The organism is Mycobacterium sp. (assembly GCF_049280035.1).
Lineage (GTDB): Bacteria > Actinomycetota > Actinomycetes > Mycobacteriales > Mycobacteriaceae > Mycobacterium.
Window position 1 is genome coordinate 1 of record NZ_JBAPPI010000295.1, and the last position, 3322, is coordinate 3322.

Below are 3322 nucleotides of genomic sequence, written 5' to 3' on the forward strand. Positions count from 1 at the left end.
GTCGAATGCAGGCCTTCCTGGTTCATCAACCTGACGAGTTCCGGGCGACGGACCGAGGCGACCAGGAATGCACGAATGCCCTCGCGCAACCGCGACAGATCGTCGTCGGGAACCGTTCGTTGTTGCAACTCGGCGTTGAGATCGTCGGTCAGGTGGCGGAACTCATGATCGACCGCGGCGTACCAGAGCTGCTCCTTGGAACGGAACCGCTGGTTGATGGTGCCGCGACTGAGTCCCATCTCGGCGTTGAGCGTGCGCAGCGACATTCCGTCGTAGCCGTGCTCAGCGAAAGCGCGTAACGCGGCCCGCAGGATCTCGTCGTCGTCTCGTATACGTGGCCGGCCGCGTGTCTCGGCGGTCCGCACGGCATCTGTCGCCATGACAGCACGATACCTCCCGGTAGATGTTTTCTTGACAGATGGCGAGAAATAGTTCAAGCTGACACCATGAAGCGAGAAGAACACGTACTCAACGAGACGTTCAGCTACCGGTATCCCGGCAAAGATGCAGACCACGCGATCCTGATTCAGCACGGGATCGCTTCCCACGGCGGCATTTACGACAGTTTTTGCGCGCACCACGCGTCCCACGGCGTGGATGTCTGGAGCATGGACGCGCCGGGCCACGGCCGGTCTGTGAACATGCGGCCACCCGGCCGGTTCAGCATCGAGGAGTGGGTCGATGACGCGGTGGCTTTGGGCGAGCACATCGGCGAAACCACCGGTCTACCGGTGTTCATCAAGGGATCATCGTTGGGTGCCGCGGCGGCCTATTGCGCGCTACAGGCCTCTGATGTCTTCCTCGGCGCGATCCTGATGGGCTACGCAATCCCATCCGCTCCGCTGATTCCGAACCCGAACCCGTTCCGTAGCGAGGCTTTTGAGCAGATCGATGCACTGTTCGGCGACAAACTGCTGCTCAGCCTCGACCGCTTCATCAACTTCGATGAGGACTACGGCTACGTCGGTGCGAGCGAGCAAAAGAAAGCCGATCCACTGAACACCTGGTACTACGAATTGCGGGCATTCGCGTCGTTCTTCCGCTACGACCCAGTGATACCGCTCTCGCAGAACACCAAGCCGATCTTCTACACGGTTGGTGAGCGGGACACGACCTTCGGGCCCGACGTCGCCAAACTGGTCGCCGACGCCACCGCGGGACCCGTCGAACTGTATGTGCACCCCGATGGCATGCATCAGCTGATGCTGTCGCACACCGTCGCCTACAGCGACGTGGTGCTCGAATGGTGCCGCCGACAAGCCAAGTAATCCCCCTCAACAGCCAACTAATCAGCTCAACATCCAAGGAGCAGCACGCATGACGACCACCCTGCACCCGCGCGGCGTCAACCATCTAGCCCTAGGCACACGAGACATGAAGGGACAGCTCGAATTCTGGTGCGATGTTCTCGGCTGCCCGCTACGGGCGCTGTACTACATGCACGGCGTCGACGGCGCGTTCCACGGCTTCGTCGAACTGGCACCGGAGAGCTACGTCGCGTTCGTCCAGCACCCCGACAATCCCAAGGACATCGAGTGGGGCGTCACTCACGCCGGCAATCCCGGCGGCGCCGTCACCATCGGTGGGATGCAGCACGTCGCCCTCCATGTCGACACCCTCGACGAGGTTCTGACAATGCGGGATCGGATCCGCAGCCGCGGCGTGCAGGTGATCGGCCCCATAGACCATGGCTTCATCAAGTCGATCTACTTCGGAGGACCCGAAGGCCTGAGCCTAGAAGTCACCTGCGGGCACGATATCGACGCCAACGCCTGGGTGGATCCCGAAGTTGTTGGCCTGTGCGACATCTCGCAGCACGAGGTAGAAGCACTCAAAAACCCGGCCGCTTTCGACAGGCCCGCGACCGCTGTCGCACAGCCAGCCGCCGATCCTGACAAACCCACCATGCACTGGCCCGGCGCGTACGACCTTTTGGTGTCGCTGAGCGACCAGGAAGTCTGGGACAACGCCAGCGAAACCACGCCTCCGGTAATCGTCGACTGATCGTTGCGGCTGAGCCCACCTGAAAAACGATGTCGTCCAGCGCTTCCCCGCCCATCGCCGCAGCGATCACGCGGCTCGCCTCAAGCTGAAAGCAGAATCCGAATGGATGAACTCACCCACCTCATCGACGGCGAACGGGTCGCCACCGACCAGTGGTTCTACACGGTCAACCCCACCACCCAGCAGCCCTGGGCGAGAGTGGCCCGCGGATCCGCACAAGATGCCGCCCGCGCTGTGAGCGCCGCGCGGGTCGCCTTCGACGAAGGTCCATGGCCTCGCATGACTCCCGACGAGCGGGGCGCGCACTTGCACCGCCTCGCCGATCTCGTCGAGCAGCACACCGATGAACTCGTTGCACGGGAAACCGCCGACATGGGCAAGCCGGTGACCCAGTGCCGCGAGCGTGACCTGCCACGCTCGGTCGCGAACTTCCGATTCTTCGCTGACTATCCGCGTTTCTGCGAGGACGAATCCCTACCGTCTGGCACCCACCACATCTACACCAGTTACGAACCCGTCGGCGTCACCGCCGCGATCAGCCCGTGGAACTTCCCACTGATGCTGTCGACTTGGAAAGTCGCCCCTGCCCTCGCCTTTGGCAACACCGTAGTTCTCAAACCGGCAGAACAAAGCCCGGGCACCTGCACCCGTCTCGGCGAGTTGGCGATCGAGGCGGGGCTACCCAGAGGTGTGCTCAATATCCTGCACGGCTACGGCCCGGGTGAAGCCGGTGAAGCCCTAACCACCAGTCCCGACGTCGATCTCGTGACATTCACCGGCGAATCCAACACCGGACGCACGATCCTTCAAGCTGGCGCATCCACCCTCAAACGGGTGAGCTTCGAACTGGGCGGCAAGAGCGCAAACCTGGTCTTCGCCGACGCGGATCTCGACGCCGCGCTCGACTGGTCCATCAAGGCTGCCTTCACCAACTCCGGCCAAGTCTGCCTGGCCGGCAGCCGCCTCTATGTCGAGCGCGCGATCTTCGACGAGTTCGTCGACCGCTTCGTCGACTTAGCCGAGCGTCTCGTGGTCGGCGACCCGACCGACCCCGCCACCGACATCGGGCCGCTGGCAAGCGAAGAACACTGGCAGAAGGTGTGCCGCTACTTCGACATCGCCGAAGCCGAAGGAGCCAAGCTCCTCACCGGCGGTCTGCACGAAGGCTGGTGGGTCCGGCCGGCGGTGCTGGTCAACACCACCCAGGAGATGCGGATCAGCCATGAGGAGATCTTCGGTCCGATCGTCACCATCGCACCTTTTGACGGTGAAGCCGACGCTATCCGGCTGGCGAATGACTCCCGGTATGGCCTGAACG

Annotated in this window: 4 protein-coding genes; 3 read left to right on the forward strand and 1 reads right to left on the reverse strand. The window is 62.7% G+C overall.

The window, feature by feature from the left end:
- The coding region (locus tag WAN71_RS10015) for a TetR/AcrR family transcriptional regulator (RefSeq protein WP_422225185.1) at positions 1-380 on the reverse strand (380 nt) is incomplete at its 3' end.
- Between the two features lie 66 nt (positions 381-446).
- Between WAN71_RS10015 and WAN71_RS10020 the strand changes: the two genes are divergently transcribed.
- The 3 genes from WAN71_RS10020 to WAN71_RS10030 all read left to right on the forward strand — a co-directional run.
- The gene (locus WAN71_RS10020; RefSeq protein ID WP_422225186.1) at positions 447-1268 is read left to right on the forward strand and encodes an alpha/beta hydrolase; all 822 of its coding nucleotides are present in this window, start codon (positions 447-449) and stop codon (positions 1266-1268) included.
- A gap of 49 nt (positions 1269-1317) precedes the next feature.
- Positions 1318-2004 carry a VOC family protein gene (locus WAN71_RS10025; RefSeq protein ID WP_422225187.1) on the forward strand — a complete coding sequence of 229 codons (687 nt, stop codon included), beginning with the start codon at positions 1318-1320 and terminating at the stop codon, positions 2002-2004.
- Positions 2005-2106: 102 nt separating this feature from the next.
- On the forward strand, positions 2107-3322 hold a 1216-nt coding region (locus WAN71_RS10030; protein WP_422225188.1), incomplete at its 3' end, for an aldehyde dehydrogenase family protein.